The sequence below is a fragment of the Wenyingzhuangia sp. genome, from assembly GCF_039768515.1.
GTDB lineage: Bacteria > Bacteroidota > Bacteroidia > Flavobacteriales > Flavobacteriaceae > Wenyingzhuangia.
In genome coordinates, this window is the sequence record NZ_JBDNAI010000102.1 from 1 (window position 1) to 12,361 (window position 12,361).

General features: G+C 35.0%; 13 protein-coding genes. 6 read left to right on the top strand and 7 right to left on the bottom strand.

Translation table 11 applies throughout. The features are described 5' to 3' along the window. Positions 1-267 precede the first annotated feature (267 nt). Entirely contained in the window at positions 268-699 is a 432-nt protein-coding gene (gene rpiB, locus ABF281_RS06850; RefSeq protein ID WP_347180938.1) for a ribose 5-phosphate isomerase B, read from the top strand. Between the two features lie 147 nt (positions 700-846). Here rpiB and rpmA read toward each other — a convergent pair whose 3' ends face one another. Together rpmA and rplU are read right to left on the bottom strand one after the other, a co-directional pair. After that, positions 847-1,107, bottom strand: coding sequence for a 50S ribosomal protein L27 (rpmA, locus tag ABF281_RS06855; RefSeq protein ID WP_302883299.1), 261 nt, complete (start codon positions 1,105-1,107; stop codon positions 847-849). 56 nt (positions 1,108-1,163) lie between these two features. After that, the gene (gene rplU / locus ABF281_RS06860) at positions 1,164-1,475 is read right to left on the bottom strand and encodes a 50S ribosomal protein L21 (protein ID WP_347180939.1); all 312 of its coding nucleotides are present in this window, start codon (positions 1,473-1,475) and stop codon (positions 1,164-1,166) included. A 337-nt stretch (positions 1,476-1,812) separates the two neighbouring features. Between rplU and ABF281_RS06865 the strand changes: the two genes are divergently transcribed. Both ABF281_RS06865 and ABF281_RS06870 read left to right on the top strand, forming a co-directional pair. Continuing rightward, a complete protein-coding gene (locus tag ABF281_RS06865; RefSeq protein WP_347180940.1) occupies positions 1,813-2,391 on the top strand; it encodes a heavy metal-associated domain-containing protein in 579 nt (192 codons plus the stop codon). Positions 2,392-2,408: 17 nt separating this feature from the next. Further along, entirely contained in the window at positions 2,409-3,437 is a 1,029-nt protein-coding gene (locus ABF281_RS06870; protein WP_347180941.1) for a COX15/CtaA family protein, read from the top strand. Here ABF281_RS06870 and gldD read toward each other — a convergent pair. The 4 genes from gldD to mutY are packed head-to-tail and all read right to left on the bottom strand — an operon-like array spanning position 3,434 to position 6,808. Further along, a complete protein-coding gene (gldD, locus tag ABF281_RS06875; RefSeq protein ID WP_347180942.1) occupies positions 3,434-3,988 on the bottom strand; it encodes a gliding motility lipoprotein GldD in 555 nt (184 codons plus the stop codon). The two genes, ABF281_RS06870 and gldD, sit on opposite strands and share 4 nt — an antisense overlap. Positions 3,989-4,000: 12 nt before the next feature. After that, entirely contained in the window at positions 4,001-5,314 is a 1,314-nt protein-coding gene (gldE, locus tag ABF281_RS06880) for a gliding motility-associated protein GldE (RefSeq protein WP_347180943.1), read from the bottom strand. A gap of 12 nt (positions 5,315-5,326) precedes the next feature. Next, positions 5,327-5,734, bottom strand: a complete 408-nt coding sequence (gene ssb, locus ABF281_RS06885) for a single-stranded DNA-binding protein (protein WP_347180944.1) — start codon at positions 5,732-5,734, stop codon at positions 5,327-5,329. Between the two features lie 33 nt (positions 5,735-5,767). Continuing rightward, positions 5,768-6,808 (bottom strand): A/G-specific adenine glycosylase, encoded by a 1,041-nt coding sequence (mutY, locus tag ABF281_RS06890; protein WP_347180945.1) that lies wholly within the window; start codon positions 6,806-6,808, stop codon positions 5,768-5,770. Positions 6,809-6,939: 131 nt separating this feature from the next. Between mutY and ABF281_RS06895 the strand changes: the two genes are divergently transcribed. Next, the gene (locus tag ABF281_RS06895) at positions 6,940-7,230 is read left to right on the top strand and encodes an HU family DNA-binding protein (RefSeq protein WP_347180946.1); all 291 of its coding nucleotides are present in this window, start codon (positions 6,940-6,942) and stop codon (positions 7,228-7,230) included. A 289-nt stretch (positions 7,231-7,519) separates the two neighbouring features. Next, positions 7,520-9,049, top strand: coding sequence for a ribonuclease E/G (locus ABF281_RS06900; RefSeq protein ID WP_347180947.1), 1,530 nt, complete (start codon positions 7,520-7,522; stop codon positions 9,047-9,049). Between the two features lie 82 nt (positions 9,050-9,131). Here ABF281_RS06900 and uvrC read toward each other — a convergent pair whose 3' ends face one another. Continuing rightward, complete coding sequence (gene uvrC, locus ABF281_RS06905; RefSeq protein WP_347180949.1) at positions 9,132-10,934, bottom strand: excinuclease ABC subunit UvrC; 1,803 nt, start codon at positions 10,932-10,934, stop codon at positions 9,132-9,134. A 174-nt stretch (positions 10,935-11,108) separates the two neighbouring features. Between uvrC and ABF281_RS06910 the strand changes: the two genes are divergently transcribed. Next, a partial coding sequence (locus tag ABF281_RS06910) for a leucine-rich repeat protein (RefSeq protein ID WP_347180948.1) occupies positions 11,109-12,361 on the top strand: 1,253 nt, incomplete at its 3' end.

Consider the following 12,361-nt stretch of genomic DNA (forward strand, 5'->3'; position numbering starts at 1 on the left):
ACTTTACTTTTTTTAACCACAGGTTGTTAACAATTCGTTATTTTAACTAATACGTTGATTGATAATGGTTTTGATAAAAGTTATCATTCTATATGTTCATAACATAATTCAATGTTAAAGACTTAAAATTTCATTATAAAAATCAAATCACTAAAATAAATATATTAGATTTATTCATCATCTAATATATTTATTTATATACCAAAGATGAATTAGAAATTAGCATTACTTTTTTTGTAAATTTGAAGAAAATAATAAATAGTCATTATGAAAATAGCCATAGGAAACGATCACGCTGGTCCAGCATATAAATCTGCGATAGTAAAATTATTAGAGCAAAAAAACATAGAAGTATTAAATTTTGGAACAGATACATTTGATAGTGTAGATTATCCAGATCATGCTCACCAAGTTGCAGCAGCAGTAGACACAAAAAAAGTAGATCTAGGAATATTAATTTGTGGGAGTGCAAATGGTGTGGCCATGACAGCTAACAAATATCAAAACGTTAGAGCTGGTTTGTGTTGGACGAAGGAAATAGTTTCTTTGGTAAAACAACACAACAATGCTAATGTACTTTGTATTCCAGCTCGATTTACTGCTATAGAGCAAGCTTTAGAAATGGTAGAAACTTTCTTAAGTACAGATTTTGAAGGTGGACGCCATCAAAATAGAGTTAATAAAATTGCTTGTGTATAAATCAATCATACAATAATAACCAATAAAGTACGTAATGAAATACTGTCTTTTATCTTCATTTTAAAATAAAGAAACAGTCACTTTTTAATCTTCATAAAAAAAAGCCTCTGAATTGTTCAGAGGCTTTTTTTAAAAGTTGAATATAAATTAAGCTTCTATAGGAGTTATAGAAACATAAGATTTATTATTTCTTTTCTTTTGGAACTCTACAATTCCGTCAACTTTTGCGTGTAAAGTATGATCTTTACCCATGTAAACATTTTCACCTGGATTGTGAGTAGTACCTCTTTGACGTACTATGATGTTACCAGCCAATGCAGCTTGTCCACCAAAAATCTTTACACCTAATCGTTTCGATTCTGATTCTCTACCGTTCTTCGAACTTCCGACACCTTTCTTATGAGCCATAATATTGTGTTTTTATAAGGTTATTTTTCTATTTTAATTTAAATTAGACGATCAAATTAAGCGTTGATAGCTTCAATTTGGATTTCAGTTAAATACTGACGATGTCCATTCTTCTTTTTGTAACCTTTTCTTCTTTTCTTTTTGAAGACGATTACCTTATCACCTTTTAAGTGACCTAAAACTTTAGCTTTTACTGAAGCTCCTTCTATAGCTGGGGCGCCAATCGTAACCTCACCATTATTGTCTACTAATAAAACGTTGTCAAAAGAAACAGATTCTCCTTCTTCGTTTTGTAAACGGTGAACGTATACTTTTTGGTCTTGCGCTACTTTAAACTGCTGCCCTGCTATCTCTACAATTGCGTACATACTTAAATATTTAAAATGCTTGTTAATAAAACGGATGCAAATATACATTTTATTTTTCAACACACCACAACTATAAGTGTTTTTTTAAAAACTTTATAGTATTGATTTATATACGTTTAGCGTTAAATATCAATAATTTCTCTTGTTGAAAACTATTTTTAAATATAGATAATTGTGTTCTATTCAGTTCAAAATTCAGCGAGCAAAACGTTAAAAAAAACATTTCGCTTTACGCTTGTGATAAAGAAATGTAATTCTATTTTATTCATCTTTTTGAGGTCTCAAGCATACATTCTTTTTGTATCTTTGTTGTATGTTTTATCAAAATAAATGCAATATGAAAACTTCAGTAAAATATTTTGTTGTCACTTTTTTAGCTCTATCTTTTTTAGTGTCTTGTGGACCCTCTTCTGAAAAAAGAAAGTCTGATCCTCAAAACAGTTTGTTAACAAAACTAGAAACGGTTTCCATGGGTATTGAAGGAATGACTTGTGCTATTGGATGCGCAAAAACAATTGAGGCTAAAATTTCTAAACTAGAAGGAGTTACGAAATCAAAAGTAGATTTTGATTCAAAAAAAGGAACATTTACTTACAATCCAAACAAAACTTCGGAAGCTTCTATCATAACAACGATCAATGGTTTGTTAGATGGAAAAACATACAAAGCAGTAAAAGAGATCCAATCAAAAGAGACTTTAGTTTGTTCAGCAGCTTGTTCAAAAAAGGGTGAGCATAAAACCGGAGCTTGTTGTTCAAAAGCAGGTGGGCACGAGTGTGCAATGTCTTGTTCAGAAAAATGTGAACTCAAAAAAGAGGCTTGCTGTGTAAAAGCCAATAAAGATGCTGACCGCAACATTTCCTGTAAACCAGGTTGTGAAAAACCGTGCTGTTCAATGCAAAAAGACAATTCATAAACCCGAAAAGTAAAGTCATGAAATTGAGTTTATCAAGAACCCTAAATATAGCCGTTGTTTCGGTTTACCTCATCTTTTTAGCAGGATCAGTCGTGAGGATGACAGGATCAGGAATGGGTTGTCCAGATTGGCCTAAATGTTTCGGGTACTACATCCCTCCGACGAGCGAAAACCAAATTACTTGGAAACCTGATACCCCTTTTAAAAAAGGATATGTTATCATTCATGATGAGGCTCTTTTTGTGGCAAATAAAAGTTTGGTAACCTCATCTTCTTTTGAGCCGAGTAACTGGACTGCTTACACAAAACACGAATATGCAAAGTTTAATGTATATCATACCTATACAGAGTATGTCAATAGGTTGGCTTCTGTGTTGTCGGGTTTGGTTTTTCTAATTCTTTTATGGAAGGTAACCTTTGCTACAGAAAAAAAGAAAGGAGTAGCACCGTTGGTGTATATTGCCTTTTTGGGCATGTTGTTTGAAGCTTGGTTGGGTAAAATAGTAGTAGACAGTTTTTTAACACCTTATGTAATTACTTTTCACATGATTGGGGGGTTGTTAATTGTTAGCCTTCTCTTGAGAGCTAAATTTTTGTGTTCTGAAACAATACTAAAGAGCAATTATAATAAAGATTTTCATCGTTTATTGGTGGTTTCTCTAATCATGATGATTGGACAAATTCTTTTGGGAACTCAAGTAAGACAGTACGTAGATGACCAAGTAAAGTTATTTGGTTTTGAGCACAAAGAGTTTAGGTTGTTAAATCCGACTTTTAAATTTTATTTTCATAGGTCTTTTACCATTGCAATTATAGTTGTAAACGCCTTCTTGTTTTGGGTAAATAGAAAGTATAATCTTGGGTTCAAAGGCATAAAATACGTGATGTTTTTGTTAGGGTTCGAAGCGGTTTCGGGAATCTTAATGTATTATGTCAATTTTCCTTTTGGAACACAAGCCGTTCACCTCTTAACAGGAGCCGTATTGTTTGGGGTGTTGTTGTATATGATTTTTAAGTCTAATGCGATAAAAAGAGAATCCAACTAGTGTTTCCATTCAAGGGTTTCAATAAGCGTCTCAATATCTTTTTTTAGGTAATCTATAGCAGGAAGGATTGAGTCGTAATTTGGACTAGCGTCAAAGTATAAGGCTCCACTCAAAAAATGCTTAGTTGAGTCTGTGGCCTGAAATTGAATCGCAGAAGCGACATCACCAGTAACCTCAAAAATCTTTGCGTACACCTTTTTACTTTTGTTTTCATAAGGATGCATTTCGATACGATCAGCTTTCAAAGCATGCTTATAAGTTAGTTTTTCTGCATCAAGAAAAAGACGCATGATGTCTTTGTCTACCTTTTGGTAGGTCATGTTGAGCTCTGCTTTTAAATCTGGGTATTGTAGATCAGACCATGAGCGGGGCTTGATGTTTAAAATCGCTTGTACAGAGTATTGAAAACGGTAAGGAAGAGCCTCACTACTTTTTTGATAAGTAGCTTTTGGGTAAGATAAACTCAAATAAGCGTTGGGTTTGGGTACAACATTATCGTTGCAGCTATTCAAAAGAACCAGTAGACCAAAAAGAAAAAGAGGAGATTTCATCAAAGAACCTGTTTAGGTGATGCTTACTTTTATTTGTTTGATTCGTTTGCGATCAATGGCTTCAATCGTAAAAATAAGATGCTGGTAATTTATTTTTTCAAACTTTCTAGGAAATCTTCCTGACAACTCCAACAGCAGTCCTGCCAATGTCTCAGATTCCCCTTTGTCTTTTTCAAAGCGAACCTCATCTAAGGTTAAGACTTTACAAAAGTCTTTTAGATTTATCTTTCCGTCAAAGACATAGTTGTTTTCATCAATTTTAGAATAGGACAAATCTTCCTCATCGAATTCATCACTAATATCGCCAACAATTTCTTCGATAACATCCTCAAGGGTTACTAGACCGCTAGTTCCTCCATATTCGTCAACAACGATGGCTAGATGATTTTTTCGCTCTTTGAAGTCAACGAGCAAGTCATCTAATTTTTTGTTTTCTGGAACAAAAAAAGACGCCCTAACCAGTGGTCTCCAGTCAAGTGTTTTCTTGTGTAGATGTGGGAGTAAATCTTTGGTGTATAAGACCCCAACGATTTCATCAATATTATTGTCGTAAACAGGGTTTCTAGAAAACCCTTTATCGGTAACAATGTCAAGAACTTCTGCAAAGGGAGTTTCTTTAGAAATGGCACAAATATCCATTCTAGGCTTCATAATTTGTACGGTTTCGGTATTCCCAAAGTTGACGATTCCTTCTAAAATATTCTTTTGTTCTGCCGTGGTCTCTTCTTCGGAAGTTAGCTCTAAGGCCTGAGACAAATCGTCCATCGAAAAATTGCTTTTACGACTGCTTAAACTTCTCTCGATAAGATTTGACAAAGCAGTCAGTGGGCCAGTAACAAAAGCAAAAATTTTGTCTAAGACCAATAATATTGGACTCATGAAAATAGCAAACTTTTTTGCATTTTTTGTGGCATATATTTTTGGAAGAACCTCACCAAAGATTAAAATCAAAAAAGCAATGATAATTACCTCAACAAAGAATCTAACGTTCAAATCAAACAAAATCAAGTCTAGCTTAAAAGTAAGCTGGCCAAATAATGTTTCTCCCATGCTTGCAAATAGCAGTACAATGAGGATGTTAATTGCGTTGTTGGCAACCAAGATGTTTGCTAATAATCTTTCGGGATTAGAAATAAGTTTGGTAAGTTTTTTTATCCCCTTATTGTCTTCTTGTTGTTTCAATTCCTCTACCTCTGTTTTTGTCAAAGAAAAAAAAGCGACTTCAGAGCCAGAAATTAGAGCTGAACTCAAGAGTAAAGCAAGTGTGATAACACTGTTTATGAGAATAGGTAAAGGTATTCCGGTGTCGTATATGGGCTCAGGCAATGTTTTGTTTGTTTAAAATGGTAAATCGTCAATAATATTTTCACCAGTTATTTTTTCTGGTGGTAAAGGGTCTTGCGTGTTCGTGCTCTTTGGAGTTAGAAAATTTATTTCTGTCACATGAATTTCGGAGGCAATCTTTTTTACACCTTCTAAGGTCCACTCTCGAGTTTTAATCTTTCCTTCACAATAGACTTTGTCTCCTTTGTTTAAAAATTTCTCACAAATTTCAGCTAATTTATTTTTAACGACAATGTTGTGCCATTCGGTTTGGGTAGTTTTTTCTTGGGTGGTTTTATTGGTATAGGTTTCGTGGGTAGCAATTGAAAATCTCGCAACGCAACCACCTCCCTCAAAAAAATGAGTTTTCACAACACCTCCTACATAACCAATAAGCATAACTTTGTTCAAAGTCCCAGCCATAAATAAATTCTTTACTTCAAAAATAACTAAAATTTATTTGCTTTTGTAGGCTTCTATAAATTTGTCTATAAGTTTTGGGACAGCATATCTTTCAACCTCATTCCAAGGCACGGTTTCAAGACCTTTTCTGGGATCGATTTTCAAAATCCAAAACTGTGTGTATAAGTGTTGATGGGTTAGTTTGTGAACCCAAGCTTCTTCATTGTACAAAGTAAGTTCAGAAGTTAGAAATCCACTCTTTTCAAAGAAATCGTTTTGAATCAATAGTTCGAGATTGGCAGGTTTTGATGTTTCGATAAGTGGAAATTGGTATAAATTTTTCCAAATTCCATTTTCCGTTCTTTTTTCAAGAACAGTGGATGTTCCGTCATCGACAATGATAAAATTAAAGTATTTGTCTTTTACCCTCAGTTTTTTTTCTTTTACCGGCAGGGCATCAATACGGTTTTCTGCTTTTGCAAGACAACTTTCTGTCAAAGGGCACACTTCACATTTAGGAGATTTCGGTTTACAAATCATTGCGCCAAAATCCATAAGGGCTTGGTTATATTCTCTTGGGTTTGCATTTGTGATCAGTTCCTGGGCTAAGGTCTTAAAATAGTTGACACCCTTTGGCGTGTTGATGGGAATATCGATATTGAAGTACCTAGAGAGCACTCGATAGACGTTTCCGTCAACCACAGCAGCGCGTTCGTTAAAACAGATAGAAGCAATTGCAGAAGCGGTGTAGTCTCCCACCCCTTTAAGCTTCAAAAGCGATTTGTAATTGTTGGGAAATACTCCCTGAAGCTCTTCACAAATATATTTTGCAGAAAAGTGTAAATTCCTGGCTCTAGAATAATATCCCAAGCCTTGCCAGTCCTTCAAAACCTGGTCTTCACTTGCCTCTGCCAATTTTTGAACCGTTGGATAATGCTCTGTAAACACCTTGTAATAGTTCAAACCTTGTTGAATTCGTGTTTGTTGCAGAATGATTTCAGAGAGCCAAACAAAATAGGGATCAGAAGATTTTCGCCAAGGCAAATCTCTTTTGTTCTTTAAATACCATGCTTCCAGCACCTTATAAAATTCCATATCTTTGTTCTTTGGAATACAAACCTAAGCAAAACTTCTCTTAAAAATTGAGGGTTAATCTTTTTAGACTGAATTAATTGTCCTATATTTGCATCCTCAATTTTTCTAGAAACAAAAATTTAAATTAAGAAATGACGAAAGCAGATTTAGTTACAACAATTGCAGACAAATCAGGAATTGAAAAAGCTGATGTTTTGGCAACTGTTGAGGCGTTTATGGAGGAAGTAAAGAAATCTTTAGAAAACGGAGACAACGTTTATTTGAGAGGTTTTGGAAGTTTTGTCATCAAAACAAGAGCTGAAAAAACAGGAAGAAACATTTCAAAGAACACAACCATCAAGATTCCTGCTCACAATATTCCAGCGTTCAAACCCGCTAAAACATTTACAGAAGGAGTAAAAGCAAAAGTTAAAGTAAAGTAGTACTTTCAAAGATAGATTATTAACAATCTCCACAAAAGGAGACATTAAAATGATAACATTATGCCAAGTGGTAAAAAAAGAAAAAGAGCGAAGATCTCTACTCACAAACGTAAAAAAAGATCAAGAGCTAACAGACACAAGAAAAAGTAGGTTGTAAACTTACTTTTTCTTCTTTTTTTATGGTTTCGTAAAACCATAACACGTTCATTGACATTAAGACAATCGTCTTAATTATCAATTTACTTATTTTTAATCGTGTCACTAGAGTGACATTTAATACAAAGTCAGGATGAAATTAGAATTAGTTATTCGTTCAAATTCTTCTGATATTGATTTTGCATTACTTAGAGATGGTAGATTAGTCGAGTTAAATAATGAATCTAACGATAATAAAATATCGGTAGGGGATATATTTTTAGCCAAAGCAGGAAAAGTTTTAAAAGGTCTAAACGCCTCTTTTGTTGATGTTGGTTATGCTAAAGATGGTTTTTTACATTACCATGATTTAGGAGCTCAAATCAATTCTCTAAATAGCTTTTTAAAGAAAATAAGTACAGGTAATTACAAAGATTTTACGTTAAACAAATTTCAATTTGAAAAAGATATTGACAAAGGAGGTTCTATTGACAAGGTTTTAAAACCGAAGCAAAACATTCTTGTTCAAATTGTTAAAGAACCAATATCTACAAAAGGACCACGAATTAGTTCAGAGTTGTCCATCGCAGGTAGATATTTAGTTTTAGTCCCGTTTTCTAAAAGAGTATCCGTTTCCCAAAAGATCGAAGATCCTAAGGAAAAAGATAGACTAAAAAAACTGGCAAAAAGTATCAAGCCCAAAGGGTTTGGGCTAATTCTGCGCACAGTTGCTCAAGGAAAAAAAGTTGCAGAATTAGACAAAGATTTACAAAATTCACTACAAAAATGGGTAGAAATGTGCAAGCGTATTCCAAATACCAACACACCTACAAAAGTTTTAAGTGAATTGAACAGGGCATCTTCTATTTTAAGAGACGTTTTAAACGATTCTTTTACAAGTATTGTTGTTGATGACCAAGAGCTAGCCACTGAAATAAGAGATTATATACAGGAAATAGCGCCAAAAAAACTAGGTATTGTCAAAGATTACGAAGGAAACACACCGATCTTCGAAAAATATGGTATTGAAAGACAGATCAAAGCTGCTTTTGGTGAAACCGTATCGATGAGTAAAGGTGCCTATCTGGTAATTGAACACACCGAAGCTTTACACGTCATTGATGTCAATAGTGGTAACAGATCAAACAAAGCCAATTCACAACAAGACACAGCGCTTGAAGTCAACTTGATTGCAGCGACCGAAATCGCTCGCCAGTTAAGATTGAGAGATATGGGTGGAATTATAGTCGTCGATTTTATTGATATGAATACCAATGAAAACAGACAGAAACTATATGAACATCTTAAAAATGAAATGGCTTCTGATCGAACAAAGCACAAAATTTTACCTCCTAGTAAATTTGGTTTAGTGCAAATAACTCGTCAGCGTGTTCGTCCAGAAACGAACATCAAAACAAGAGAACCCAATCCGAATAAAAACGGAGAGGTAGAGGCACCTATAGTGCTCGTAAGTAAGATAGATGTTGAACTAAGAAAAATCTTATCTACGAATAAACGTAACGGAAAAATCTTTTTACATGTACACCCTTTTGTGGCTGCATACTTAAGAAGAAGGCTAAGCTCTCAACAGAGAACTTGGTTTGCAGAACACAAAAAATGGATTCGTATCATACCAAGAGATGCTTATATGTATTTACAATATAAGTTTTCTTTTAAAAAGTAAAAATCATATCACGAACCCCTATCAAATAATTTTGATAGGGGTTTTTTTTTGGCTTTTTTTCCAAAATCAGATGCGGTTAACTTTAAGATGTTTTTTGTTTTGTATGATAAAAATCATAGAGCTTTACTGCTCGAGCATGTCCTACAACACTGGTTAGTTGTTCTATGCTTGCTGCTTTTATTCGCTTTACAGATTTAAAGTATTGAAGTAAACTTTCTACACTCTGTTTTCCGATACCAGGAATGGTTTCTAGTTCTGAGTCCAAGGCTGTTTTACTTCTTCTGTTTCGGTGGTGTGTAATTCCAAATCGATGCGCTTCATTTCGTAATTGCTGTAAAATTTTAAGCGTTTCTGATTTTTTGTCTAAATATAATGGAATGGGATCTTCAGGAAAAAAGAGTTCTTCTAATCGTTTCGCAATCCCAATGATTGCAATTTTATTTCGCAAGCCCAAAAGATCTAAACTTTTTAGGGCAGAGGACAACTGTCCTTTTCCTCCGTCAATCAAGATCAATTCTGGTAAGGGGCGATTTTCTTCTAATAGTCTTTTGTAGCGTCGATGTACGGCTTCCTCCATAGAGGCAAAATCATCGGGGCCTTCTACTGTTTTGATGTTGAAATGGCGATACTCTTTTTTGCTGGGCTTCCCGTTTTTAAACACCACACAGGCTGCAACAGGGTGTGTTCCTTGTATATTCGAGTTGTCAAAACATTCGATATGTCTCGGTTCTTTGCTCAGTCGTAAATCTTTTTTCATTTGACCCATTATACGTTTTGTGTGTCGTTCTGGATCTACAATCTGAACTTGTTTAAATTGTTCCTGTCTGTGGTACTTTGCATTCCTTAGCGAAAGTTCAACCACACGTAATTTATCTCCTTGTTTTGGGACCGTAACTTTTATTTTTTCTCCAACATTAACTTTAAAGGGAACCAAGATTTCTGGACTGATAGAGTCAAATCTTTCTCTGAGTTCAATAATGGCTAGAGACAGTAGTTCTTCGTCTGTTTCTTCTAGTTTTTTCTTGATTTCTGTCGTATGAGATTGGATAATAGATCCGTTTGAGATCTTAAAGAAATTTACATAAGCTGCTGTGTCATCCGATAAGATAGAGAAGACGTCTACATTATTGATGTTTGGGTTTACAATGGTTGATCTAGACTGATAATTGGTCAATAAATCTAGTTTCTCCTTTATTTTTTGAGCTTCTTCAAACTCCATTTTCGATGCGTATTCTTGCATCATCACGTGAAAAGCTTTGATGGATTCTCTAAAATTTCCTTTGATGATGTTTTTTATGGCTGCAATTTGTGCGTCGTACTCTTTTTCAGACTGTAACCCTTCGCAAGGCCCTTTACATTTCTTGATGTGGTAGTCCAAACAAACCTTAAAGGTTCCAGAATTGATGTTGCGTGGAGACAGATCAAACTGACAACTTCTAATTTGATACAGTTCTTTAATCAAGTCTAATAGGGCATAAGCGGTTTTTACGTTTGTATAGGGACCAAAATAGGTAGAGCCATCTCGAATCATTTTTCTTGTGACAAATATCCTTGGAAATCTTTCTTTTTTGATACAAATCCATGGGTATGTTTTGTCGTCTTTCAACAAAACATTGTACTTCGGCTTGTATTTTTTGATGAGGTTGTTTTCTAACAGCAGCGCATCGGTCTCGGTAGCCACTACAATATGTTTGACATCGACAATCTTGGAAACGAGAATTCGTGTTTTCGCATCGTCATGGTTTTTGTTAAAATAGCTACTTACCCTTTTCTTTAGGTTGATTGCTTTTCCAACATAAATAATAACACCGCTTTTATCAAAATATTGATAAACTCCAGGGGTGTTTGGTAAAACGGATATTTTAAGCTTTAAGTCACTGTTCACTATGTAAAAGTAATCAATAATCTTCAAGATGATGTTTTGAATGGTACAGGATTTAGCTTTAAGACCATGTCTTTTCAAAGACACACCACTATTTTTAAAATAAAACCAATTAAAACAGCTATATTTTATATATTTGACAATAAAAGAAGTAAAAATTCACAAATACGATAAGTTATGAGCAGAAAAATTCAATTATTCATCACTGCGGTATTCATGGTAGCAGCCATGAATGCACAAACTTTTTCTATAGAAGATGTTACCTATAACATCACCAATACGGTACAAAAACAGGTAGAGGTAACCAGCTATACGGGAACCCGCAATAGCGTCATCATTTCTCCGACGGTTGTCAACACAAACATTACCTACACCGTTACCAAGATTGCAGCTAGTGCTTTTCAAGACAAAGGGGTACAATATATCTATATTCCTAGTACCGTAACAGCGATTGCCGATTCGGCTTTTAGGCATACCAATTTAAAGGCTTTTACCATTCCTAGTGGGGTGCGAACTTTTGGGAACCATATTTTTACAACAGCCACCGTTCCACCGGATACCTATAGCTTTGAATTGACCTACTTATCTACTGTTCCGCCCTATAGTTTTAGTAACGTTTGGATGTTTCATTATCCTGTTCAAAATAACCTCACCACGCTAATCGTTCCAGAGGGAGAGCGTCAGAGGTATGTAGACTTAAGTGCAGGAAATTTTAAGGAGGTAAAAGAAATGTTTACAATAGACGGAATCAGATACTTAAAGACCTCAAGCTCCACTGTAGAAGTAAGAGGCTATGAAGGAACAGCAAGAAACCATACGATTCCAGCTTCGGTCTCCTTTGAGGGTACAAGCTATGCGGTAACCAAGATCGCGTACTTTGCTTATGTTCACGAGAATTTGTCTAGTCTTACCATTCCGGCCAACCTCACAAAAATTGAAAATCAGGCCTTTTACAAAAACAACAATTTAACTCAAGTCCAATCCATGAGAACCAGCCCGTTTGTTTTGGGCGATGTGTTTGATAACAAACAAAACATAAACTTGACGATACCTGCAGGGACTACCGGGAGCTACACCAGCAAAGGCTGGACGGGATTTAGAAGCATCACAGAAATTTTTACACAAGGCAACTACAATTACACGGTTTTAGACCGTCAGGCCCTTACCGTAGAAATCACAGCTTATTCTGGATCAGAAACCACTTTGAGTCTTCCAGAAACGGTGGCTTACGGAGGCAGAACTTATACGGTAAAAAAGGTTGCAGCGAACGTGTTTAAAAACAAAAATTTAACCCAAGTCATTTTAAACACGAGTCTTACCGCTATTGGCAACCATGCTTTTTATTCCAACCCTTCTTTAAATCAAGTCATTGCTTTGATGCCCACTCCTTTTGTATTGGGACAAGTGTTTGATAACAAACAAAACATAGA